This is a genomic window from Rhizobium sp. BK289 (assembly GCF_014193575.1).
GTDB lineage: Bacteria > Pseudomonadota > Alphaproteobacteria > Rhizobiales > Rhizobiaceae > Rhizobium > Rhizobium tropici_C.
The window spans coordinates 21,466-43,385 of sequence record NZ_JACHZO010000005.1 but is presented as its reverse complement, the minus strand read 5'-3'; the positions used below and the strand labels follow the sequence as shown (position 1 = coordinate 43,385).

The following is a 21,920-nucleotide window of genomic DNA, read 5'->3' as shown; positions in this document are numbered from 1 at the left end:
CCGCTTTTCCGCTTTGCGGCGCGGGGCGGCGCTGCTATATGGCGCGCATGAGCACCAATTCCACCACTCCGCTTTCGCATATCCGCAACTTCTCGATCGTGGCCCATATCGACCACGGCAAATCGACGCTGGCCGATCGCCTGATCCAGACGACGGGCGGCCTCGCCGAACGCGAGATGTCGGAGCAGGTGCTTGATAATATGGAGATCGAGCGCGAGCGCGGCATCACCATCAAGGCCCAGACCGTGCGCCTGCACTACAAGGCCAAGAACGGCGAGACCTATATTCTCAACCTGATCGACACGCCCGGACACGTCGACTTCGCCTATGAAGTCTCGCGCTCGCTGTCGGCTTGCGAGGGATCGCTGCTTGTCGTCGACGCATCGCAGGGTGTGGAAGCGCAGACGCTTGCCAACGTCTATCAGGCGATCGACAACAATCACGAGCTCGTTACCGTCCTCAACAAGATCGACCTGCCGGCCGCCGAACCCGACCGCATCAAGGAACAGATCGAGGAAGTGATCGGCATCGACGCCTCCGATGCCGTGCTGATTTCGGCCAAAACCGGCCTCGGCATTCCCGACGTGCTGGAAGCCATCGTGCACAAGCTGCCGGCGCCGAAGAGCGCGGGTGGCGAAAAGGCACCGCTGAAGGCGCTGCTGGTCGACAGCTGGTACGACACCTATCTCGGCGTCATGGTTCTCGTGCGCATCATCGACGGCACCCTCACCAAGGGCCAGACCATCCGCATGATGGGCACGGACGCGAAGTACCAGATCGAGCGCGTCGGCGTTCTCACGCCGAAGATGGTCGCCGTCGACAGCCTCGGGCCCGGCGAAATCGGCTTCATCACCGCTTCGATCAAGGAAGTGGCCGATACCCGCGTCGGCGATACCATCACCGAAGACAAGCGCCCGACCGCCGAGGCCCTTCCGGGCTTCAAGCCGGCGCAGCCCGTCGTCTTCTGCGGCCTCTTCCCGGTCGATGCCGCCGATTTCGAGGACCTGCGCTCGGCCATGGGCAAGCTGCGCCTCAACGACGCCAGCTTCTCCTTCGAGATGGAATCGTCCGCCGCTCTCGGCTTCGGCTTCCGCTGCGGCTTCCTCGGCCTGCTGCATCTCGAAATCATCCAGGAGCGCCTGGAGCGCGAATTCAATCTCGACCTGATCGCGACGGCGCCTTCCGTCGTCTATCAGCTCACCATGACCGACGGCACCGAGATCGAGCTGCACAACCCGGCCGACATGCCCGACGTCGTCAAGATTTCCGAATTCCGTGAGCCGTGGATCAAGGCGACGATCCTGACGCCGGACGATTATCTCGGCTCGATCCTGAAGCTTTGCCAGGACCGCCGCGGCATCCAGACCGAGCTGACCTACGTCGGCAATCGCGCCATGATCACCTACGACCTGCCGCTCAACGAAGTCGTCTTCGACTTCTACGACCGCCTGAAGTCGATCTCCAAGGGCTACGCCTCCTTCGACTACAGCCTGACCGACTATCGCGAGAGCGATCTCGTCAAGATGTCGATCCTCGTCAATGCCGAGCCGGTGGATGCGCTTTCCATGCTCGTGCACCGCTCCGCCGCCGAAAAGCGCGGCCGCGTCATGTGCGAGAAGCTGAAGGATCTGATCCCGCAGCACATGTTCCAGATTCCGATCCAGGCCGCCATTGGCGGACGCATCATCGCCCGCGAAACGGTGAAGGCGCTGCGCAAGGACGTGACCGCCAAGTGCTACGGCGGCGACGCCACCCGCAAGCGCAAGCTGCTCGACAAGCAGAAGGAAGGCAAGAAGCGCATGCGGCAGTTCGGCAAGGTCGAAATCCCGCAGGAAGCGTTCATTGCCGCCCTGAAGATGGGGGATGAGTGAGGACCAGCCTCACCCCTGCCCCATATACTCCTTCGTCAGCCCCTCATACTCCTCCATCGCCGGCAGCGCGGCATAGCTGTGCTTGGCAGGCGTCGTCACCCATGGCAGCTTTTCGCTCGTCCAGGTCTCCACGAAGGGCGTGAACCAGCTGGTGTCGTCGAGCATGGTGGCGCGGACATTGACGAACCAGTCGACGCCTTCGAGCTTCGTGAACATCCAGCTCATGCAATGCGGGCAGAAATAGTGATGGATGACATCGCCGTGCAGGCCGCCGATGACAGGCTCGCCCTCAGTCACATCGAAACCCTGCGTGGGGATGGCGGCGCTTAGCGAATAGGGACCGCCGGTCATGCGCTGGCAGCCTGTGCAATGGCAGGCCATGGTGAGCATCGGCTTGGCGCTGATCTTCAACCGCACCTGCCCGCAACGGCAGCCGCCCTCGCTCGGTAGTTCCAGCGTGCTCATGATGTCATTTCCTCCCATTTCAAAACTGCCGGTGTATGGCATGTCGCCATCGGATTGATTGGACGTGTCCGATCATCAGCGACCCTCAAGCCTCCGCGGCCTGCGGAAGCTCTGCCTGCACCCTGATCGTCCGCACCCAAGCGCGAGCGATAGCAAGACCCGCCGTCTCAGCGGCAGCGGCGTACTTGGCGACAAGCTCGGGATAGCTCTCAAGCCAGCCGGGCTCCTTGCGCTCGATGGTTTCCCTGAATTCGCCGCGCCAGCGCTCGACCACGGCAGCGTTGGCTTCGAAGTGGAACTGCGTGCCATAGGTGGCGCGGCCGATGCGGAAGGCCTGGTTTCGCGTCACGCCATTGGCCGCGAGGCGCGTGGCTCCATCAGGCAAGGTAAAGGTGTCGGAATGCCACTCGAAAATGGTGAATTCGTCGCCGACATTGGCCAGCAGCGGGTCTTTCCTGCCCTCATCAGTCAGGCCGATCGTCTTCCAGCCGAACTCATGGGCGGTGCCGAGCAGATTTTCGGCCTCGTAGGCACGCGCCAGGATCTGGCTGCCGAGGCAGATGCCGAGCACGGCCTTGTCCTCCCCCTCGAAACGGCGCATGAGCCTCGCCAGCTCCGGCAGATAGGGATGGGTGTCGTCGTCGCGCGCGCTCTGTTCGCCGCCGAGCACGACGAGCGCATCGTGGGATGCCGTCTCCCCGGGTAGCGCTTCGCCGCTCCAGGGGCGAAACCATTCGACGTCGGCCCCGGCCTCTTCGAGCGCAATGCCGAGAGCGCCGAGCGGGGTGTTCTTCATATTTTCGATGATGGCGACGCGCATACCGATGATTCCCAAGCAATGTTACCACCGGAGATGAGCATGAGGCTGCGGGAGAGGCAAGTGGCTGGAGCGTTTCAGCGCTCGACGGAGATGCCGAACCGCTCTGGCCGTCTTTCCCCGTGCAATTCCGGACGGAAAACCGCCTGGCACTCTTCCTGAAATTGCTTTGGCTTGCAGCGGACTAAAGTTGAGCCTAGATCTCAGCAAACAGCGAAGGATCATGACTATGAGCGACAAGCCCAGGATCACCATTCTCTACTGCACCCAATGCAACTGGCTTCTGCGCTCCGGCTGGATGGCACAGGAGCTCTTGCAGACCTTCACCGACAGCCTCGGCGAAGTAGCGCTGATCCCCGGCACCGGCGGGGTCTTCGAAATCCGCATCGACGGCGAGCTGTTGTGGGAGCGCAAGCGGGATGGCGGCTTCCCGGGACCGAAGGAGCTGAAGCAGCGGGTGCGCGATGTCATCGATCCCGAGCGCGATCTCGGCCATACCGATCGCGCATCGCTGGAAAGCTGAGCCGATTTCGCCGCCGAGCTGTCAGTCGAAGGGCGCGCGGCACGGCTGGAAGCCGCGATTGATCGTGGAATAGAGGTTGGTGCCGGGATTGTACGTCCGGTAGCGTTCGGCGCACCATGTCTGATGCCGCGTGCGCTGCTGGGCCGGCGAAGGATAGACCGTCCTCGGCGGCGTATAGGTTTCACGCGGCGGAATCTGAACTCGCGGAGCGTCGTAGCGGTTGACCCCGCCGGTATAGGGCGGCGCAATCGGCAGCGGCTGGCCGGGGCGCGTGTAAAACTGCCGCTCCCCGAAGCCGAAGCAGCCCCGGGAATCGCAGATGACGGAATTCGTGCTGCGCGGCGGAATGACGATCTTCGGGGAATTCGAAGCGGCAGCCGCAAAATCCGCCTGCGCCAGCACGGCGAGTGCAAGAACATATCCGAGCGCGATCCTGCCGCAAACAGTCATGATAAACTCCTATCCGCTCCGCGGCGAAACCGCATGCTTTTCGCGGCAGCCGTTAACCTATCTGGGGTCGCAGGCAAGGTAAAACCAGTGCTACCGCCTCTCGCGGCCAACTGCTCGCAATCAGTTGATCGCCGACGCCGCTTGCTCCATAACAGCCCGATCATTGCTAGGGAGATTGCCTGTGAGCAGCTTGAAATTCGGCACCAGCGGCCTTCGCGGCCTATCCGCAGACCTCATCGGACGGGCATCCGCTCTCTATGCCACCGCCTTTGCCCGCTATCTGCTGAAGAGCGGCCATGCTAAATCGGGCGATCTCGTCCTCGTCGGCCGTGATTTCCGCGAATCGAGCCCGGCAATCTCCGCCACCTGCATCGGCGCGCTGAAGAGGGCGGGCCTGACGCCCATCGACTGCGGCACCTTGCCAACGCCGGCATTGGCGCTTTACGGGCTTCAGCTGAAGGCGGCCTCGCTGATGATCACTGGTTCGCATATCCCGGCCGACCGCAACGGCATCAAATTCTACCGGCCGGACGGCGAGATCGACAAGCGCGACGAAGTGGCGATCAGCGAGGAGGCGCTTGCGATCGGCGATTCCGTTCTCGACGAAACGCCAGCCACGGCGGAAAATCGCACGGCGGAGACCGCCGTACTGTTCCTGGAGCGCAATAAGAGCCTGCTGCCGTCAGGCAGCCTCGCCGGACTTACCGTCGGCGTCTATCAGCACAGCACGGTGGCGCGCGATCTTTTCGGTGAGGTGCTTTCGCATTATGGCGCCCGCGTCGTGCCGCTCGGCCGCTCGGAGAGCTTCATTCCGGTGGATACCGAAGCGGTCTCGCCCGAAACGATCCGCCTCATGAAAGGCTGGGCACCGGAACAAGGGCTGGATGCCATCGTCTCAGCCGATGGTGACGGCGACCGGCCGCTGGTGGCGGATGAGACCGGCGAGCCGCTGCGCGGCGATCTGCTCGGCCTCATCGCCGCAAACTTCCTCGGCGCGCAGGTGGTGGTCACCCCGGTTACGTCCAATTCTGGCATCGAATCGGCCGGCTCCTACTCCGTTATCCGCACCCGCGTCGGCTCGCCCTATGTGATCGCCGGCATGGACGAGGCCGTTGCGGCCGGCAAGGCCAATGTCATGGGCTTCGAGGCCAATGGCGGCACGCTGACGGCCAGCCGCTTCAGCGTCGAAGGCAAACCCTTCGAACCGCTGCCGACTCGCGACAGCTTCCTGCCGATCCTCGCGACGCTTTATGCCGCCGCAAAGGCGCGCGAGCCGCTTTCGGTGGTTGCCGGCAGCTACCGCCTGCCCTTTGCCGCCGCCGACCGCCTGGAGAATTTTCCGGTCGAGACCAGCGCAGCGCTGATGGCCTATCTGCGTGCTTCCGACGCCAATCTCGCGGATTTCCTGAAACCGATCGCGACCGTCGCGTCCAAGAGCGACATCGACGGACTCAGGGTCACGCTTGTGGATAACCGAATCATCCATTTCCGCCCTTCCGGCAATGCGCCGGAAATGCGCTGCTATGTGGAAGCTTCGACCGAAAGCGAGGCAAAGGCCCTGCTGGAACAGGGACTTGGCCTCATCAGCGCATGGGCTGCAGCCCGGGTTTGACCCGGGCTTCAGCCGCTTTTTTCGCGATTGACACTAAAACTTCAAAAACCCTGTTGACACCGGACGGCCACCCCCTTACATGCGTGTCCGTCGCCCAGATGGCGGAATTGGTAGACGCGCAGGTTTCAGGTACCTGTGCCGCGAGGCGTGGAGGTTCGAGTCCTCTTCTGGGCACCATTCCATTTTTCAATCGGTTTTATCCGATGCGGATTTTTTTGAATCCGTATGATGAACTCATTGAGATCTCCCGCAAAATCGGAAATCTGTATGAGGTTGTGTCAATCTGTTTCTTCGGGACGGATTGCAATCACTGCCAACCCACAGCTCCGAATACCGTCTGAATTCACCGTCAAATTCCCGGCCGTGCCTCGGATCCCGTCGCTTTAGCGAGGATGCGTGAAAAGAGCTGCAGGCTTGCCAATTCAATCGGCCTCTACCTGCCGGTGAAGCCCTCGGACGCGGAGAGTTGGCGCCATGACGACGAGCGCCACGAGAAACAGAAAACCTGTACCTTCCGCGAGTGGCTGAAAATCAGCTCACCATGTCGCTCAACCGTCAGCGTCAGATCTCGACACTTTGCCTATGCCGTACCAAATCATGCTAACCACTATGACCGACAAAACGCCATCCGAGACGTAATGCCAGCCGGTGTAGACCGACATGAAAGCGATTACGGCAAAGAAACTCCAGGCAATGATGCCCAGCCAGCGGTTCAGGCTCGTCAGGAAGAAGGCATTCAGTGCGGCAACCGCCACATGAATGCTTGGCATGGCGCTGATGCCGCTACCGAGATAAGGCTGCCCGCTCTGATATGCCAGGAACAAGTAGTTTGAGGTCCGCCAGGTATCCATGGCATCGCCTTGACCCTGCAAGATCTTGGCGAGATCAGCGAAACGATCGCCGCCGTAGATCCGGTCATAGAAGATCGGGCCGACTGACGACAGGGCCGTCGCGAGGACTGTCCCGCAAATGATCAGTGTCAGAGCGTGGGCGAGCAGGTATCTGGCACCGCGCGTCCGATCCCGCCAAAGGCCGATGAAGACGAACATGGCGAACCACATCACCTTCCAAGTGACTTCATATTGGAACGCCAGAACAGGAAGCATCTGCCTGTTGACCATCATGTGGCTGGGGAGCCAGGCATCAGTGCCAAAGATCACTCGATCGATATTGGCAAGCAGGGGATCGGCATAGAAAGGCCTGATTTCAGAGATCGCGATCTTGAAGGTGGTGAAAGCCGTAAGGAACAGCAGGAAACCCAGGACGACAGCCGTCATCTGCGGCCCGCGGTTTCGAAGAATGCGCACCGCGCCCCGCAACGGGGCCGTCTTGTCCGCCAAGACGCCACCGGCGATGAGGCCAGCGAACAGAATCATCGGGATACCGGTAAGGAATGTCTGCGCGTAGATGCCCAACAAAGTGAAATAGCGGGAGGGCCAGGCAATCGCCGCGAGCCCGACATACAAAGAGCAGAAGCTAAAGAGAATGATCCAGCATCGGCTTGCACCGTTTTGTGCCATCAACGCAATAGAAATAGATTGACCAGACATCAAATCAAACTTTCTGATTCAAACAGCAAATCATTATCATAGGTTGTATTACCAATTTGTTGTTATCGTCACTTCCGGCTTTGGCTTGCGGGTGGCTCCCTCGTGTATCGCATGCGCGTCCACGGCCAGCCTTTCAGCCTAATCTTTAAATCATTGACTGCCGGAGAAGAGGTCGACCTAATGGGGGAAACCTTGAGGGATTTTCGATGGACCATAAGAGCGACTGGTACGATCTGATCGTCGGCAATGGTAACGTCAATGAAGGGCTCGGGAGGATGATGGGTTTCATCCTCGCCGTTATCGTGATCCTCAGCCTGATCTTCTGGATGATCTAAGCGCTTCAGATTCAAGCGCCACGTCCTTCATCAGGGTGCTTCATATTACGCTAGTGAAGGCTTTCGGTGTCCGGTCTGACATCAAGCCCTGCCTCTTCTGCCGCTTCCAGGAAAGCCCTCCGGGATTGCTCGGCCGAGGCCTTGCCGAGCACTGCATCGAGACATACCAGAACGGCCTCGTCCACGGCAGGTCCGCCGCTTACCGGCCACTCGTCGCTCATGCAGTTGGCCGCATCGAGCGCGTTGGTTATGATCGCATAGCGACCGGCACCGCCGAGGTCGACTATGACGGGGTTGTTCCAATCACCATATTCCATCGTCACGCCTCCTCAACCGTTGAGCGCTATCAATACTGCGATCAGAAACGATCCGGTGCCGACGCATGCGGCGATCGTCGTATAATAATCCATGAAATCAACTCCTCTCCTGACGCCATGAGGCGATAACGGGAGCGGTGGCGAGATGTTCCTGAGCTGTGGGCGCGCCGTTGAGATTCTCCTGCAGCAGCATCGGCTCAGGCCCGATGCAGGACGCGACTCGCCTGCCGGGTACTTCTTTCCCATGCCTCAAGCGCCGATCGCTCCATCCGCGCTTCGCGCTCAGCGCAAACCTCCATCCCGCTACAGCGCTAGCTGGCGCGTTCCCGACTGGCTAGCTTCTGAAGCAGGGAGGTAAGACGAATAAGGGGAACAACAAAATGAACCACGTCTGCAATCTGCTCTGGCTTGCCTTCAGCGTCGCTCTTCTCTTTGCCGCGTTAAACCGGCGGCTGGTCGGGGATTATGTCGCCATGTGGTATCTGCTCATCATCACCGCCATGACAGTGATGGCGTGGGCGGGTTTCTTCCCGACCGATATGGCGACCCTGCGCGCGGGGTAAAACGCTCCTGCGCGATGACCGCGCAATCCTGTCGACCGTTGCCTTGATAGCAGCCAGCCCACGAAAAAGCCGCCGAAAATCCATCTCGGCGGCCTGAAGCGTGAGCGAAGGTCGGGGCGCCCTTCTAAAGCTTCGGGCTCAGCGGGACGATGGCGGCAAAGCGCAGCCAATCCTTCTGCGCCTTCGGCGTCCAGGCCGCCTCGGCAATGGCCGGCAGGCGCGGGAAAACCAGACGGTTGAAATAGTCGCGGGAGATGAAATTCTCCTGCCAGATGCAGGCTTGCACGCCCTTCATCAAATGCTTCAGCTCATCGGGGAACTCACCCTCTGCCTCATAGGCATAAGTATGGGCGGGCGGCACCGTGCCTGCCCAGCTCGCACCCGGCTCCTGCCAGGCATCGGCCTGCACCATGTCGAGATAATAGGCCTGACCCGGCGTCATGACGACTTCATAGCCCTCGCGTGCGAGTTCGATGCCGACCTCGGGCTTTTCCCAGGCCATCAGCAGGGAGCCTTCCGGATCGACACCGCCGCCATGGGCGACCTCGTTCCAGCCGGCGAGCTTGCGGCCGCGTTCGCCGAGCATGGCCTTGATGCGCTTCAGGAAATAGGACTGCAGCCCAAACGTTCCCGAAATGCCTTCCTGCTCCATCAGCCCGCGTGCGAGCGGCGAGGCGAGCCAGGACCCGTTGGCGACCTCATCGCCGCCGATATGGATATATTCGGACGGGAAGAGCTCGACCATTTCGTCGAAGACCTTGCCGAGGAACTCATAGGTGAGCTCGATCGCCGGATTAAGCGCATTGTTTGGGAAGCCCTGAACGGAGTGATAGCTGTCGGGTGCCTCCTGCCCGTCCGTCAGGTCAGGCAGGGCAATGAGGGTGGCGGTGCTATGGCCGGGTATATCGATTTCGGGGATCACCTCGATGCCGAGCACTGTGGCGTGGGCGACGATCTCGTGAACGTCATCCTGCGAATAGAAGCCGCCGACCGGCTCGGCGGCATTGCCGAGCTGCGGCAACAGCGGCTCGTCCGGCCCGCGCAGCACACCCGTGGTGGTCAGCTGCGGATAGGCGCGGATCTCGAGCCGCCAGGCCTCGTCGTCGGTCAGGTGCCAATGGAAGATATTGAGCTTCAGCCAGGCAAGAATGTCGAGCAGGCGCAGGACGTCCGCCTTGGGGGTAAATTGCCTGGAGACATCGAGATGGCAGCCGCGCCAGCCGTAACGCGGCCGGTCGGCGATCACGCCGGAAACCGGGAAGCGGAACTTGCCGGGCTCGCGCCGCGCGCCATCGAGAAGCTGCGCCAGCGTCGTCAGGCCATAGAGACGGCCCGCAGCGGCGGAGAAGGCAAGCACGACCTCATCGCCGGAGAAGGAAAGCTCATAGGCTTCGCGGGCGAGCGCCGGCCGCTCCACGAAACGCAGCGCCCGGCCCCCAGGCGCGGCAATGAGGCTGAAGGGGATGTGATTGGAAGGAAAGAGACGGCGGAACAGCGCCTGCGCGGTGGCGAGCGCCTTCACACTCGCAGCATCTGAGCCTTCCGCTGGATAGAGTGCCACAGGGAAATCTTGATCCGGCTTGACATCGATCTTTGCCGGCCAGGGCTGGATGGCGAAGGGAAGTTCCAGCCGGCCTTCCGGCAGCAGCACCGGCGGCGGCTCGCTGGCGCGATCGGCCAGCAGGAGATCCGATGTCAAGACCGTGACATGGGTGCCGTCCGCCAGCGTCACATAGGCGGATTTCGCGCCGTCGGTGCAATGCCGCGCGACCCTATGAAGTGCCGAGACGGTGAATGTCCAGCTCTCTCCGGGCGCGATGGACAGGCCAGCCGGCGGCGCGAACTCATGAAAATTGGCGTTGCGGCGCACGAAGACGGCATTGTCGCAGGCTTGCGGATCGACGAGGCGCGTCAGCGTCGTATAGGCAAGGCGAAAATTCGAAAGAGGCGCATCCGAAAAATTGAAAAGCGTCAGGGTCAGCCGACCGTGCTTTCCGCCCTCGGGAGACCAGGTGTTTTCGAAATGATAGGAGGAGGACGGCTGCATTATGTTCCCCTTGACAGAGAGCTTCAGTAGTGTTCGGACTGTGAGAAGGTGTGGGCAAGTTCCGCCTGCCCTGCCGTCAGGCCGCAATCGACAGGCAGGCAGACGCCCGTGATCGCCGCGGCGAGCGGGCTTGCGAGGAAGGAGACGGCATTGGCGACATCGACGGGATCGACGACTCGCTGCAGCGCATACCAGCGCCTCGCCTCCTCGAAGACATTCGGATTGGCGGCGGCGCGCACTTCCCAAGCCTGGGTGCGCACGGTGCCGGGCGCCACCGCATTCGAACGGATGCCGAACTTGCCGTATTCCACCGCGACCAGCCGGGTGAAATGCAAAAGCCCGGCCTTGGCGGCGCTATAGGCCGGATGGCCGAAGACGGCCATGCCGTTGACGGAGGCTATATTGATGACCGACCCTTTCGACGCCTTCAGCATGTCCTCGACCGCTCGGAAGCAGAGGAACGCCGCCTCGAGATTGAGGGCATTGTCGGCGCGCCATATGGCGGGCGTCGTATCGTGAAGGCTGACGGCGCGGGCGGCACCGGCGTTGTTGACCAGCGTCCTCAATCCGCCCAATCCCGATGCCGCCTCGGCCATGGCGGCAACATCGCCGTCGCTGGTGATATCCGCCTTGAGCGGCACGAAACGTTCCGCGGGGCCGAGGGCCAGCGCCGCCGTCTGCACTGCCGCCTCGTCTATATCGACGAGCAGGATGACATCATGGTCATCCGCCAGGCGTTTTGCGATGGCACGACCGATATCGCCGGCCGCCCCAGTGACGATGGCAACGGATCTGCTCATATGGTTCCTCTAATGCGTTCCCGAGCGGACGTTGCCGCTCCTTATTGTTGTTTGTCGGTAGCTCCAGACGGGCTAGTCCCCGAGAAGCTGGCGATCGTCGCCGTCGCGATGGGTCACGAGCTGTTGCTTGATACGGCGCAATATCACCGTCGCCTGCGGCTGGATACGATGGGCGACCAGGCTGGCGAGAATATCGACGACCGCGAGATAGGCGATGCGCGTCGATGTCGGCCGATAGATGTTGTCGCCTTCCGGCAGGTCGACCGGCAGCGTGATATCGGCGGCATGCGCCACCGGGCTGCCACTCTGCGTCAGCGCGATCGTCGGCACCTTGGCTTCGCGCGCCAGCGTGAAGGCGCGCACCAGCTCGGCATTACGGCCGGAGAAGGACGAACCGATCAGCACATCCGCCGGCTTGGCGGCGGCGGCCATCATCAGCTGCATGCTGTGGTCGGAACTTGAAGTAATCCGCAGGCCGAAGCGGAACAGTCTGTTCTGCAGCTCGCTGGCGATCATCGAGGAATTACCGCCTGAGCCGAAGGCGTAAATCATCTCGGCACCGGCAAGCCGGTTCGCCGCCTGCTCGATAGCGGCGACATCCAGGCCGCGATGTAGCAGGAAAAGCGCATTCTGCGCCTTGGTGATAATGTCCTGGGCAACGTCGGCCGGCGCTATGCTCTTCGGCTCGGGCTTCAGATAGCGCATGCCGACATAGGCCGTGCGCGCGAGCTGCACCTTGAAATCGGAAAAGCTTTCGCAGCCGAGGCGACGACAGAAGCGCGTCACCGTGGGCGGCGAGACATCCGCCTTACCCGCAAGCTCGATGATGGACGCATTAACGGCGAATTCGAAATCGTTGAGAACGATGTCGGCAATGCGGATTTCCGATTGTGAAAGCCGGCCCCTCTCGTCCTGCATGGTCGTGAAGATATCCATCAGCCCCCCTTTGTCGCAGTTTTCCAAACGTTTGACACGTAGTAAGCGACGCAATCCATCTCAATCTCACCGTTCCCGCCTTTGCCTGTGGACAGGCTTACGGGCGGGCGCGCATTGCCATTCGTCCCCATCCGGCAGAAACCCTGACGTGTGATGGCCGCCATCCAGTTCCTGCAAATTATTTTCTTGGTGCGTTGACAAGTGACCATAGAAAGCGGAATTTGACCAGCGAAAATCGAAAATTATGAAAAGAATTTAAATGACGGCGGTTACAATGCGTGATCCTTTCAAGAATCCTTTCCCGGCCAGCGACGTCGCTCGGCACTCGATCTGGGAAATGCTCGTTTCGCGCGATATCGACGCTTTTCTCGCCGCCGATTGGTCGATGGTATCAGCCGATTTCGTCGAAGAGGGCTTCATCGGCATCGACGGCCGCCGCGAAATCAGCCCCGACAAGTGGCGCCTCGCTTTCCCGACACTATCCGCCTATCGCGACGAGTGGCTGCGCCAGGCGCGCGATTTTGCCACCCAGTCCTTCGCCGAGGATCCGCGTACGGCCATTTTCACCACGACGACGCTCGAAGACATCGAGATCGAGGGCGACATGGCTCTCGTGCGCAAGAAATTCGACGGCAGCCTGAAGAAGTCGGATGGCGGCATCGACGTGTTGAAATGGCAGACGCTTTACTATTGCCGCCTGCATGAGGGCCGCTGGAAGATCTGCGGCTTTACCGGTTATCTGCCGAACCCGATGGAATAGAGGCGACGGCGTTGCGCATTTTTACCGCGACCCTCGCGACCGAGACGAATACCTTCTCCCCCATCTGCATCGACCGGCGTGCTTTCGAAGCCTCTCTCTATGCTCCCCCCGGGACGCATCCGGAAACGCCGACGCTGTGTTCGGCGCCGATCACCGTGGGACGGCGCATTGCCGCGCAAAAGGGCTGGGACGTGATCGAGGGCACCGCCGCCTGGGCCGATCCGGCCGGGCTGGTGAACCGCCGGACCTACGAGGAGCTGCGGGACGAGATTCTCGACCAGCTGCGGGCGGCCATGCCTGTCGATGCCGTCATTCTCGGGCTGCACGGCGCCATGGTCGCGGATGGTTACGAGGACACGGAGGGCGATTTCCTGTCGCGCGTCCGCGAGATCGTGGGCTCTGATATCCTGGTCTGTGCCGAACTCGACCCGCATAGCCATCTGACCGAAAAGCGCCTCGCGGCCGTGGATTTCCTCGTCTATTTCAAGGAATTCCCGCATACGGATTTCGTCGATCGCGCCGAAGATCTCTGGCGCATTGCCATCGATACGCTGGAAGGCCGCGTCAAGCCGGTCATGTCGGTGTTCGATTGCCGCATGATCGACGTCTTCCCGACATCGCGCGAGCCGATGCGCTCCTTCGTCGACAAGATCATGGCGATGGAAAAGAGCGATGCCGACATCCTGTCGATCTCGGTCATTCACGGCTTCATGGCCGGCGACGTGCCCGATATGGGCACGAAGCTGCTCGTCGTCACTGATGGTAAGCCGGATAAGGGATCGGCAATCGCCCGCGACCTCGGGCTGGAGCTCTTCTCCAGGCGCGGCACCTTCATCATGCCGCAGATCGACGAGAAGCAGGCCGTGAGCCAGGCGATGGCTGCAACCGCGGGTCCGGTCGTGATTGCCGATCTCTGGGACAATCCCGGCGGCGGCACGGCGGGAGACGCCACGGTGGTGCTGCAGGAACTGCTCGATCGCGGTGCTACCGACACGGCGATCGGCACGATCTGGGATCCGATGGCCGTGCAGATCTGCATGGCTGCCGGCGAAGGCGCGGAAATCCCGCTGCGCTTCGGCGCGAAATCGGCGCCGGGCACGGGCAATCCAATCGACGGCCGCGTCAAGATCGTCCGCCTTGTCACCAATGCAGAGATGCGCTTCGGCGAAAGCTTCGCCCCCTTCGGCGATGCCGCGCATATTCAGCTCGATGGTATCGACATCATCCTGAATTCGACGCGTGCCCAGAGCTTCGATCCGAGCCTGTTCTCCGTCATGGGCATCGATCCCACGACCAAAAAGATCCTGGTCATCAAGTCGACCAATCACTTCTATGCGTCCTTCTCCAAGATCGCCTCGCAGATCCTTTACTGCTCGGCGGGAACGCCTTATCCCAACAATCCGGCGCGCACGCCCTATCGCCGCGCGCGGAAGGACATCTGGCCGATGGTGCCGGATCCCTTTGCAGACGAACGGAAAGGTGCCTGACATGGCCCATCACATTTCTCATGACATCGCCTCGCAGATCAGTCCCAAGCCCGGCGACCGGATCGATGGGCTTTCGACGCCGCGCCCGGTCATCGACGAAGATCGGCTGGCTGCGAACATCGCCCGCGTGCAGTCCTACATGGACGAGCATGGCCTGAATTTCCGCCCGCATATCAAGACGCACAAGATCCCCGCGCTCGCGCAGGCGCAGGTCGCCGCCGGCGCCAAGGGCATCAACTGCCAGAAGATCACCGAGGCGGAGGCTTTCGCCGATGCGGGCTTCGAGGATATTCTGATCACCTTCAATATTCTTGGAGCTGAAAAGCTCGCACGGCTTTCCGCTCTGAACGACCGCATTTCCGGCCTCAAGGTCGTAGCCGATAGTGCGGTGACGGTCGATGGTCTTTCCGCCTGGTTCGCCGCCCGCAAACCGCTCACCGTGCTGGTGGAATGCGACACAGGCGGCGCGCGCTGCGGGGTGCAATCGCCCGAGCAGGCTGCCGCTCTCGGCAAGCATATCGGCGGCCAGCCAGGCCTCGTCTTCGGCGGCCTGATGACCTATCCGAAGCCGGACAACGCCGCTGCGACACAGGAATTCCTGTCGGAAGCCGTGAAACTCCTGCAGGGCGAAGGGATCGAATGCCCGATCGTCAGCAATGGCGGCACGCCGAGCCTCTTCGAAGCGCATCTCGTGACCGCGGCAACCGAACATCGTGCCGGCACCTACATCTATAATGACCGTTCCATGGTGCGGGCCGGCCATTGCCGCGAAGAGGATTGCGCGATGCATATCCTCGCCACCGTCGTCTCAAGGCCGACGGAAGACCGGGCCGTCATCGATGCCGGCTCGAAGGCGCTCACCTCGGATCTTCTCGGCTTTGCCGATTATGGCCAGGTGGTCGGCTATCCCGACGCCGTCATCAAGGGGCTTTCCGAGGAGCACGGCGTCATCGACCTGTCGAAGTGCACCGGCCCTCGCCCTGAGATCGGCGACAAGATCCGCATCATCCCGAACCACACCTGCGTCGTCTCCAATCTTTTCGACCAGATGGTGTTTCATCGCGATGGCGTGGTGACCCGCGTCGAGGATGTGGCGGCTCGCGGCCTGGTCTGGTAGGGCGATCCGCTACCCGCGGGTTGCATCGGGGGCCACCCTCGTCCTTCGACGGCCTCAGGATGAGGGCGGAGCGAGTTCCGAGCATAGGGCTGGGCGAGATCGATCAGCCCTCCTGGTGAGGAGGCCCAAAGGGCCGTCTCGAACCACGAGGGCGGATGGGTTGCTTCCGGGCCTGCTCCCGTCAGGAGGCGGCTCGGCTCAGCAGGTCCATGTCGATTTCGGCCAGTTCCACCCGCCGCTCGAATGCCTGGCCGTTCTCGTCGAAGAGATGGCAGTCGGCGAGGCGGATACCGGTCTTGAGCGGCACGTCCATGCGGATGGCCGCACTGCCCTCCAGCGTCGCACAGAAATTCTCATCGATGCCATCAGCCGTGGCATAGGCGACCGTTTGGGCGCCGAGCCGTTCCACGACCGTCGGCACGATGGTCAGGGTCAGATCACCGTCGCCAAGCTGGACATGCTCCGGGCGGATGCCGAGCGTCAGCGGTTTGCCGGCAAAGCCAGGGCGCGGTGTCACCGGCAGCAGGGCCTTCTGACCTTTGTAATCCACCTCCACGCCCGCGTCGCTGACGCCAGCGCAGGTGACAGGCAGAAAATTCATCTTCGGATTGCCGATGAAGCGGGCAACGAAGGTATTCGCCGGCTTGTGGTAAAGCTCCAGCGGCGCGCCGACCTGCGATATCTCCCCGGCATTCAAGACTACGATCCTGTCGGCCATGGTCATGGCTTCGACCTGGTCGTGCGTCACATAGATCATGGTCGCCTGCAATTGGCGGTGCAGCTTCGCCAGCTCGATGCGCATGTCGGCACGCAGCGCGGCATCGAGGTTGGACAGCGGCTCGTCGAAGAGGAAGATCTTCGGCTCGCGCACGATGGCGCGGCCAATGGCGACGCGCTGACGCTGACCGCCGGACAGCTGGCCCGGCTTTTCCTGCAACCGTTTATCGAGGTGCAGGATGCGCGCGGCATGCTCGACCTTGGTCTTGAGCTTGTCTTCCGGCATTCTCTCCACTCGCAGCGGGAAGGCGATATTCTCGAACACCGACATATGCGGATAGAGAGCATAGGACTGGAAGACCATGGCAATGCCGCGCTTGACGGGCGGCAGATCGTTGACGCGGGCGCCATCGATCTTGATGTCGCCGCCGGTCACATCGTCAAGACCTGCGATCATGCGCAGCAAGGTCGACTTGCCGCAGCCGGACGGACCGACAAAGACGATGAATTCACCGTCGTTGACGTCGAGTTCCACGCCCTTGATGACCTCAAAATGACCATAAGATTTTTTGACCTGATTAAGGTGCAGCTTTCCCAAACTCTGTCTCCGCGCGGCGCCGCCAAGGGCGGGCAGGGCTCCAAAGGCCGCGCGTGGTGCGCGCGCGGCCCGGTGACTTGCAGACTTATTTATACTGCTCGAGATCGGCAGCGGCCTTCTTCAAGGCGTCTGCAGGCTGGGCCTTGCCGGTTACGACCGACTGGACCATCTCGATCATGACGTTCTGGAAGCCCTTATAGTCCTTGAACAACGGTTCCGGACCACCATAGCTGATGCCGTCGATGAAGGGCTTCCAGAAGGGATCCTTCTTTTCGAACTCGTCGACCTGAGCCGACGGGCGCAGAGGCGTGAGGCCGGCACCGCCCTGCAACTCGTACTCGCCCTGCGGGCCAGGCGAGGTGATGAACTTGGCGAATTCGATCGCCTTGTCCTCGACGCCGCTGCCCTTGAAGACTGCAAGGCTGTCGGTGATAAGCAAAGTGCCCGGGCCCTTGGCCGAGGGGCCGAGCGGCAACGGCGCGACGCCCCAGTTGATCTTCGTTTCCTTCAGGCGATAGGCCGCACCCGACCCCGCCTGGAGCATGCCGACCTTGCCGTCGAGGAAGATGGCGCGCATCTCGTTCTGCTCGTAAGCCGTCGGTCCCTCGACCGAGTAAGGCGTGATGTCCTTATAGGCCTGGAGGGCGGCCAGCACTTCCGGGCTGTCGAGAACGATCTTGTCGCCGTCGATGACCTTGCCGTTGTTGCTGTAAACCCAGTGGAGGAACTGGTGCATGGTGTTGTCGAAGGTCTTGGCCGACAAGCCGTAGCCCGGGATGCCGGTCTTTTCCTTGATCGTCTTGGCGTCGGCGATTTCCTCGGCCCAGGTGGTCGGCGGCTTCTCCGGATCGAGACCTGCCTGCTTGAACAGGTCCTTGTTCCAGTAGAGAGCCTTGGTCGAGAAGGCCACCGGTGTGCCCCATTGCTGACCATCGATGGTGACAGTATCGACAATGCCCGGATAATAGCTCTTCTTTTCGTCATCCGTCATCGGGATCGGAACGATCAGATCGTTTTCCGCGAACTGCTTGAGCGTGCGCGAACCGACATAGGCCATGGCGACCGGCGTACCGGCAGCAGCAAGCGTCGTCGCCTTATCCTGGCACAATTCCCAGCCGACGAGTTCCGGCTTGACCGCCCAGCCGGGGTTCTTGTCTTCCCACTGCTTGATGTACTTCACATGGATCGGATCGATGCTGTCACCGCAATAGATCCAGCTGATCTCCTTGTCGGCGGCCTGGGCGTTGACGGCGCCAAGCGCGGTGGAGCCGAGCAAAGCAAGGGCGAGAAGCCCCGTCTTGAAATGGAATGTCACGTTTAAGCTCCCGTTCTCTCTGGTGGTTGATTGATTTTATTGCTTCACCGCGCCGGCGGTCAGACCGCTGACGAGATACCGTTGCAGGAAGAAGATCACGACCAGAGCCGGCGCGATGCCGACGAAACTTGCGGCCATGAGTTCGTTCCAGACGACCTCCTGCCGGCCGAAATAGGCAAAGAGCCCGACCGGCAGCGGCATGTATTCCGTCTTCGAATTGAAGGTAAGCGCATAGATGAACTGCTGCGCGTAAGCCTCGATGAACGAGGAAATCGCAACGACGACGATGCCGGGCATCGCGATCGGCAGGATGACACGGCGCAGCGTATAGAACTGGCTCGCGCCATCGACATAGGCTGCCTCGTCGAGTTCGCGCGGAATGCGCCTGATATAGGTGTGCAGCAGCCAGATCCCGGTGGGGATGATGAAGGCGACGCCCGGCACGATCATGGCGAAATAGGTGTTCAGCACGCCGAAGGAGCGCATGAGCCGGAACAGCGGGATGAGCAGCACGGCGCCGGAAAACATCTTGACCGCGAGGAACGCGCCGAGCAGCAGGCCGGATCCCTTGAATTCGAAACGTGCGAAGGCGTAGGCGGCCGGCACGACGAGGATCAGCACGATGATGGTGATCGATCCGGAAATCAGAAACGAGTTGAAAATGTACCAGGCGAAGCCCGGCACGCTGGTCCACATCGTCCGGTAGGCCGTAAACGAACCGTTTTCCGGAATGAAATGGTAGGGCGACGAGAATAGCTGGCTGAGAGGCTTCAGCGACACCAGGAACCCTTCGATGAAGGGTGCCAGCACGAAAGCCAGGAACAGAAGGATTCCGGCATAAATGCCGATGATCTCGTACCATTTGTAGCGATTGATCATGGCGGGCTGGCTCATCGCTTGGCTCCTGCGGAAAAGCGGCTGGTCAGGCGGAAATAGGCAAGGCAGAAGAGCGACAGGAAGATGCAGATCAACACGGCACGCGCGGCACCCTCGCCATATTTGTAGGAGCCGATCGCGGTGCGATAGGTGTCGATGATCATCGTCGTCGTCTCCCCATTCGGGCCACCGCGGGTCAGAATCCAGATGATGTCGAAGGAGTTGAACGTCGAAATCAGCGAGAGCATCGACATGGTGACGAGCGAAGGCACCAGCAGCGGCAAGGTGATGCGGCGGAAACGATAGAAACGGCCGGCGCCGTCGGTCCAGGCGGCTTCATAGAGATCGTGCGGGACGGCCTGCATGGCCGCCAGCATATAGAGCGTGACCATCGGCACGCCGATCCAGACGTCGGTAACGATCGTTGCCCAGAAGGCCGAGCTGCCATAGGCCAGGAAGGCGACCGGGCTGTCGACGATGCCGAAACGCTGCAGCAGACCTGAAATCATGCCGAACTGGCCATTATACATCCAGCCCCACATGAAGATGCCGATCGCCATCGGCACGATCCAGGGCGGCATGGTCAGGATCCGGAAAAGCGCACGGCCAGGGACGGCGGAATTCAATAGCGCCGCGCCCAGGGTACCGATGATCATCTTGATCGACACGGAGAAGAACGTCCAGATGAAGGTGCGGACGATGACCGATGCGAATGTTTCGTTGAAGATCTTGCCGTAGTTCTCGAAACCGACCCAATTCGTCACCTTCTTCAACGACGCGTCGGTGAAGGACAGGATGACGGTGTCCACCAGCGGATAGGCGACGACGACGGTGACATAGAGGAGAGCCGGAAGAAGCAGGATCCAGGCGAAGATGACTGTGCTGCGTTGAACACCCATCTTGCGCCCCTCCTCAGGCGGCTCTCGAATAGAGCGCTTCGTCGAATTCGTCCCAGACCGGACGTAGGTCCACGACGGCTCTTTTCATTCGCGCCTCGTCCATCGAGAGCGCCAGAATGCCCGCTTCCAGCGCATTCAGCGTCGAGACCGGCAGGTGCAGCCCGGATTTGACATGCGCAATAATATCGGCCGCCATCTGCTCGTCGGCGCCGTAATGCTGCGAAAGCGTGGTGGCCGCGTAGGAGTTTTCGATCACCTTATTGCCCGTGAGCACTTCATGGACGTTGAAATAGCCGCGGATGAAATCACCTTCGGCCATGCCGCGCGAACCCATGATGGCAAAGCGGCGGAACTGATCCGGCACGTTCAGATTGGTATGGAAGTTCATGCCGACGCCATTGGCATATTCGACGATCGCCACCTGATAATCGATGATGTCGCCGTCGCTGTCAAAGACCTTGTCCGACCCCATCCAACCGCTCGGCTTGCGATGGAAGAGCTCGAGATCGTTGATGCCTTCCCGTGCCGGATCGTTTTCCGGGATGAAGCTCTTGCGGCCACCGAAGCTTGCCACCCGCTCCGGCCGCGCGCCGACGACACCATTGTAAAGATCGAGGTCGTGGCAGCATTTCTCCAGCATGAAACTGCCGGAATAATGTTCGTAGCGGCGCCAGTCACGCATGAAGAAGGCGCCATGATAGGGCTCGATATGCTCGGCGGCCTCAATGGAAACGACATGGCCGAGCTTTCCTTCCGCCTGCGCGGCCAACAGATCGCGGTACATCGGCGAATAGCGCAGCACGAGACCGACCATCAGCCGCTCGTGCCCGAACTTCGCCATCAGGCGGGCAAGCTCGATACTGTCCTTAATGGTCGTGACGATCGGTTTTTCGCAGAAAATCTTGAGGCCGGCCTCGAGGCCGATGCGGATGTGATCGAGATGCATGTGATTGGGCGAGCCGATCATCAGCAGATCGATCTTCTCGTTGGCAATCAGCTCCTGAGGCGTCGCATAGGCCTTTCCGGCCGATATGCCCTTCTCGATCAAACCGGGCAGGCCTGCGGGCGCGGGATCGACATATCCGGCAATCTCGAAGCTTTCGTCGATCGCCTTGAAGACATAGCCCAGATATCCCAGGCGGAATCCCAGCCCAATGATTCCCACTCGCATGCTTTTATGTTCCCATTACGTAATTTATTTTCGTAAGCTTGGGGCAAATTTTCGCATTCGTCAACGACGTTCGCGCATTTACTCAAAAACATGAAATTTATTTTCAGATTATCGCCTAAAAAAGCGCAGCTCTCAGGGATGAGGCCGCGCGCGATTTGACTGGATTGCCGCTTATTTCGGCAGAGCCGGACCCGTTATCTGTCAGGGCCGTTATATTGCCAGTATTGATAGTTCGGTTTTCTGGTGCTGCTGGAAATCACGCCATCCTGATCGCAGACATAACCGAGGCGCGGAAGGCTCCGGTAAAACAGACCTTCGCGGAAATAATCCGCGTGCAACGTGGTCGTGCGGCATTGAAATTTTTCGTCTGCCGCCATTTTTGGCGCAGTTACGCCCGGCAGGTTCTTGTAAGGATAGACTGGAGCGACATATGGCTTGGGTAGAAGCGGGTTCTCTGCAAAGGCTGCAGTCGGCGCAAGACCTGCCAGAAACAGCGTAACAATGGCGATTTTCGATTTGGTCAACATGACTTGCGACAATCCTTTACCCATGCGAATTAGCCACTTCAGCATCCGGCCGCATGAATATAATGACGCCGCTGTCGCGCGCCAACAGGCCGCCCGTCGAAATCGCGTTCAAATGATCGATGGGGTAGCGACGGAAATTCGTTCACGCTGCGTTACACCAAATAAAA

General features: G+C 60.8%; 22 protein-coding genes and 1 tRNA gene. 9 read left to right on the top strand and 14 right to left on the bottom strand.

The features are described from left to right. Positions 1-38 precede the first annotated feature (38 nt). Positions 39-1,871: a translation elongation factor 4 gene (gene lepA / locus FHT84_RS10995; protein ID WP_112343525.1), complete on the top strand. Its 1,833-nt coding sequence runs from the start codon at positions 39-41 to the stop codon at positions 1,869-1,871. 9 nt (positions 1,872-1,880) lie between these two features. Here the strand turns inward: lepA and FHT84_RS10990 are convergent, their stop codons facing one another. After that, a complete protein-coding gene (locus FHT84_RS10990) occupies positions 1,881-2,336 on the bottom strand; it encodes a GFA family protein (RefSeq protein WP_183762243.1) in 456 nt (151 codons plus the stop codon). Positions 2,337-2,421: 85 nt separating this feature from the next. After that, entirely contained in the window at positions 2,422-3,156 is a 735-nt protein-coding gene (locus FHT84_RS10985) for a type 1 glutamine amidotransferase (RefSeq protein ID WP_112343523.1), read from the bottom strand. A 226-nt stretch (positions 3,157-3,382) separates the two neighbouring features. Here FHT84_RS10985 and FHT84_RS10980 point away from each other — a divergent pair, with 226 nt between their 5' ends. Then, positions 3,383-3,676, top strand: a complete 294-nt coding sequence (locus FHT84_RS10980) for a SelT/SelW/SelH family protein (protein WP_034514177.1) — start codon at positions 3,383-3,385, stop codon at positions 3,674-3,676. A gap of 21 nt (positions 3,677-3,697) precedes the next feature. On the opposite strand, the gene FHT84_RS10975 is transcribed toward FHT84_RS10980, so the two are convergent. Further along, on the bottom strand, positions 3,698-4,126 hold the full coding sequence (locus FHT84_RS10975) for a BA14K family protein (RefSeq protein ID WP_183762240.1): 429 nt from the start codon (positions 4,124-4,126) through the stop codon (positions 3,698-3,700). 181 nt (positions 4,127-4,307) lie between these two features. On the opposite strand from FHT84_RS10975, the gene FHT84_RS10970 reads away from it, so the two are divergent. Further along, positions 4,308-5,738: a phosphomannomutase gene (locus FHT84_RS10970; RefSeq protein ID WP_183762238.1), complete on the top strand. Its 1,431-nt coding sequence runs from the start codon at positions 4,308-4,310 to the stop codon at positions 5,736-5,738. 92 nt (positions 5,739-5,830) lie between these two features. After that, positions 5,831-5,915: transfer RNA gene (locus FHT84_RS10965), tRNA-Leu, on the top strand. Positions 5,916-6,286: 371 nt separating this feature from the next. On the opposite strand, the gene FHT84_RS10960 is transcribed toward FHT84_RS10965, so the two are convergent. Continuing rightward, positions 6,287-7,288 carry a phosphatase PAP2 family protein gene (locus FHT84_RS10960; RefSeq protein WP_246781522.1) on the bottom strand — a complete coding sequence of 334 codons (1,002 nt, stop codon included), beginning with the start codon at positions 7,286-7,288 and terminating at the stop codon, positions 6,287-6,289. Between the two features lie 206 nt (positions 7,289-7,494). On the opposite strand from FHT84_RS10960, the gene FHT84_RS31680 reads away from it, so the two are divergent. Then, positions 7,495-7,623 carry a hypothetical protein gene (locus tag FHT84_RS31680; RefSeq protein ID WP_281024030.1) on the top strand — a complete coding sequence of 43 codons (129 nt, stop codon included), beginning with the start codon at positions 7,495-7,497 and terminating at the stop codon, positions 7,621-7,623. Between the two features lie 50 nt (positions 7,624-7,673). On the opposite strand, the gene FHT84_RS10955 is transcribed toward FHT84_RS31680, so the two are convergent. Beyond that, positions 7,674-7,940 carry a DUF982 domain-containing protein gene (locus tag FHT84_RS10955; protein ID WP_112343519.1) on the bottom strand — a complete coding sequence of 89 codons (267 nt, stop codon included), beginning with the start codon at positions 7,938-7,940 and terminating at the stop codon, positions 7,674-7,676. A 380-nt stretch (positions 7,941-8,320) separates the two neighbouring features. On the opposite strand from FHT84_RS10955, the gene FHT84_RS10950 reads away from it, so the two are divergent. After that, entirely contained in the window at positions 8,321-8,503 is a 183-nt protein-coding gene (locus FHT84_RS10950) for a hypothetical protein (protein ID WP_112343518.1), read from the top strand. A gap of 124 nt (positions 8,504-8,627) precedes the next feature. Here the strand turns inward: FHT84_RS10950 and FHT84_RS10945 are convergent, their stop codons facing one another. From FHT84_RS10945 to FHT84_RS10935, 3 genes are all read right to left on the bottom strand, one after another. Further along, positions 8,628-10,550, bottom strand: a complete 1,923-nt coding sequence (locus tag FHT84_RS10945) for a family 20 glycosylhydrolase (protein ID WP_183762234.1) — start codon at positions 10,548-10,550, stop codon at positions 8,628-8,630. A 23-nt stretch (positions 10,551-10,573) separates the two neighbouring features. Continuing rightward, complete coding sequence (locus FHT84_RS10940) at positions 10,574-11,350, bottom strand: SDR family oxidoreductase (RefSeq protein WP_183762232.1); 777 nt, start codon at positions 11,348-11,350, stop codon at positions 10,574-10,576. Between the two features lie 72 nt (positions 11,351-11,422). Beyond that, positions 11,423-12,286, bottom strand: a complete 864-nt coding sequence (locus tag FHT84_RS10935) for a MurR/RpiR family transcriptional regulator (RefSeq protein WP_112343515.1) — start codon at positions 12,284-12,286, stop codon at positions 11,423-11,425. 274 nt (positions 12,287-12,560) lie between these two features. On the opposite strand from FHT84_RS10935, the gene FHT84_RS10930 reads away from it, so the two are divergent. From FHT84_RS10930 to FHT84_RS10920, 3 genes are read left to right on the top strand one after another with little or no spacing between them, the layout of a single operon-like run. Continuing rightward, entirely contained in the window at positions 12,561-13,046 is a 486-nt protein-coding gene (locus FHT84_RS10930; protein ID WP_112343824.1) for a hypothetical protein, read from the top strand. Positions 13,047-13,057: 11 nt separating this feature from the next. Continuing rightward, the gene (locus FHT84_RS10925) at positions 13,058-14,533 is read left to right on the top strand and encodes a M81 family metallopeptidase (protein ID WP_183762230.1); all 1,476 of its coding nucleotides are present in this window, start codon (positions 13,058-13,060) and stop codon (positions 14,531-14,533) included. 1 nt (position 14,534) lies between these two features. Continuing rightward, on the top strand, positions 14,535-15,650 hold the full coding sequence (locus tag FHT84_RS10920) for a D-TA family PLP-dependent enzyme (RefSeq protein ID WP_183762228.1): 1,116 nt from the start codon (positions 14,535-14,537) through the stop codon (positions 15,648-15,650). 181 nt (positions 15,651-15,831) lie between these two features. Here FHT84_RS10920 and ugpC read toward each other — a convergent pair whose 3' ends face one another. The 6 genes from ugpC to FHT84_RS10890 form a co-directional block, all read right to left on the bottom strand. Beyond that, the gene (gene ugpC / locus FHT84_RS10915) at positions 15,832-16,965 is read right to left on the bottom strand and encodes a sn-glycerol-3-phosphate ABC transporter ATP-binding protein UgpC (RefSeq protein ID WP_183762225.1); all 1,134 of its coding nucleotides are present in this window, start codon (positions 16,963-16,965) and stop codon (positions 15,832-15,834) included. Between the two features lie 85 nt (positions 16,966-17,050). Beyond that, positions 17,051-18,280 (bottom strand): extracellular solute-binding protein, encoded by a 1,230-nt coding sequence (locus tag FHT84_RS10910; protein ID WP_112343512.1) that lies wholly within the window; start codon positions 18,278-18,280, stop codon positions 17,051-17,053. Positions 18,281-18,316: 36 nt separating this feature from the next. Continuing rightward, positions 18,317-19,174: a carbohydrate ABC transporter permease gene (locus FHT84_RS10905; protein ID WP_183762223.1), complete on the bottom strand. Its 858-nt coding sequence runs from the start codon at positions 19,172-19,174 to the stop codon at positions 18,317-18,319. After that, positions 19,171-20,055 (bottom strand): sugar ABC transporter permease, encoded by an 885-nt coding sequence (locus FHT84_RS10900; RefSeq protein ID WP_112343510.1) that lies wholly within the window; start codon positions 20,053-20,055, stop codon positions 19,171-19,173. The genes FHT84_RS10905 and FHT84_RS10900 overlap by 4 nt, the downstream gene beginning before the upstream one ends. A gap of 13 nt (positions 20,056-20,068) precedes the next feature. Continuing rightward, the gene (locus FHT84_RS10895; protein WP_113251041.1) at positions 20,069-21,226 is read right to left on the bottom strand and encodes a Gfo/Idh/MocA family oxidoreductase; all 1,158 of its coding nucleotides are present in this window, start codon (positions 21,224-21,226) and stop codon (positions 20,069-20,071) included. Positions 21,227-21,420: 194 nt separating this feature from the next. Beyond that, positions 21,421-21,753, bottom strand: coding sequence for a hypothetical protein (locus FHT84_RS10890; RefSeq protein WP_183762219.1), 333 nt, complete (start codon positions 21,751-21,753; stop codon positions 21,421-21,423). Positions 21,754-21,920 lie beyond the last annotated feature (167 nt).

Excerpts from the sequence above, each read along its gene's own strand:
- lepA (WP_112343525.1), top strand. The coding sequence starts at position 39 with ATGGCGCGCATGAGCACCAATTCCACCACTCCGCTTTCGCATATCCGC.
- FHT84_RS10990 (WP_183762243.1), bottom strand. The coding sequence starts at position 2,336 with ATGAGCACGCTGGAACTACCGAGCGAGGGCGGCTGCCGTTGCGGGCAG.
- FHT84_RS10985 (WP_112343523.1), bottom strand. The coding sequence starts at position 3,156 with ATGCGCGTCGCCATCATCGAAAATATGAAGAACACCCCGCTCGGCGCT.
- FHT84_RS10980 (WP_034514177.1), top strand. The coding sequence starts at position 3,383 with ATGAGCGACAAGCCCAGGATCACCATTCTCTACTGCACCCAATGCAAC.
- FHT84_RS10975 (WP_183762240.1), bottom strand. The coding sequence starts at position 4,126 with ATGACTGTTTGCGGCAGGATCGCGCTCGGATATGTTCTTGCACTCGCC.
- FHT84_RS10960 (WP_246781522.1), bottom strand. The coding sequence starts at position 7,288 with ATGTCTGGTCAATCTATTTCTATTGCGTTGATGGCACAAAACGGTGCA.
- FHT84_RS31680 (WP_281024030.1), top strand. The coding sequence starts at position 7,495 with ATGGACCATAAGAGCGACTGGTACGATCTGATCGTCGGCAATGGTAAC.
- FHT84_RS10955 (WP_112343519.1), bottom strand. The coding sequence starts at position 7,940 with ATGGAATATGGTGATTGGAACAACCCCGTCATAGTCGACCTCGGCGGT.
- FHT84_RS10950 (WP_112343518.1), top strand. The coding sequence starts at position 8,321 with ATGAACCACGTCTGCAATCTGCTCTGGCTTGCCTTCAGCGTCGCTCTT.
- FHT84_RS10945 (WP_183762234.1), bottom strand. The coding sequence starts at position 10,550 with ATGCAGCCGTCCTCCTCCTATCATTTCGAAAACACCTGGTCTCCCGAG.
- FHT84_RS10940 (WP_183762232.1), bottom strand. The coding sequence starts at position 11,350 with ATGAGCAGATCCGTTGCCATCGTCACTGGGGCGGCCGGCGATATCGGT.
- FHT84_RS10935 (WP_112343515.1), bottom strand. The coding sequence starts at position 12,286 with ATGGATATCTTCACGACCATGCAGGACGAGAGGGGCCGGCTTTCACAA.
- FHT84_RS10930 (WP_112343824.1), top strand. The coding sequence starts at position 12,561 with ATGCGTGATCCTTTCAAGAATCCTTTCCCGGCCAGCGACGTCGCTCGG.
- FHT84_RS10920 (WP_183762228.1), top strand. The coding sequence starts at position 14,535 with ATGGCCCATCACATTTCTCATGACATCGCCTCGCAGATCAGTCCCAAG.
- FHT84_RS10905 (WP_183762223.1), bottom strand. The coding sequence starts at position 19,174 with ATGAGCCAGCCCGCCATGATCAATCGCTACAAATGGTACGAGATCATC.
- FHT84_RS10900 (WP_112343510.1), bottom strand. The coding sequence starts at position 20,055 with ATGGGTGTTCAACGCAGCACAGTCATCTTCGCCTGGATCCTGCTTCTT.
- FHT84_RS10895 (WP_113251041.1), bottom strand. The coding sequence starts at position 21,226 with ATGCGAGTGGGAATCATTGGGCTGGGATTCCGCCTGGGATATCTGGGC.
- FHT84_RS10890 (WP_183762219.1), bottom strand. The coding sequence starts at position 21,753 with ATGTTGACCAAATCGAAAATCGCCATTGTTACGCTGTTTCTGGCAGGT.